Raw genomic sequence first — 256 nt, 5'->3', positions numbered from 1 at the left:
CGGCGAGAGAGGATTCGAACCTCCGACCCACTGGTCCCAAACCAGTTGCGCTACCAAGCTGCGCTACTCGCCGAAATACTGCTTTTACTGCTGCTTTCAACACATCAAAAGCTTATTAGGGCTCCGGGCTGAAAGCAAAAACCCTTCTTCAGAAGGGCTTTTAAAATTTGGTCGGCGAGAGAGGATTCGAACCTCCGACCCACTGGTCCCAAACCAGTTGCGCTACCAAGCTGCGCTACTCGCCGAAATACTGCTT

At 52.3% G+C, this 256-nt stretch carries 2 tRNA genes; both read right to left on the bottom strand.

The window, feature by feature from the left end:
- Positions 1 to 73, bottom strand: a tRNA-Pro gene (locus A936_RS15790).
- A 95-nt stretch (positions 74 to 168) separates the two neighbouring features.
- Positions 169 to 245 (bottom strand) — tRNA-Pro (locus A936_RS15785).
- Between the last annotated feature and the right edge of the window lie 11 nt (positions 246 to 256).

Origin of the sequence: Enterobacter sp. Ag1, assembly GCA_000277545.1 — a bacterium.
Taxonomy (GTDB): Bacteria; Pseudomonadota; Gammaproteobacteria; order Enterobacterales; family Enterobacteriaceae; genus Cedecea.
The sequence above is the reverse complement of the archived record's forward strand: the minus strand, read 5'-3'. Positions and strand labels throughout refer to the sequence as shown.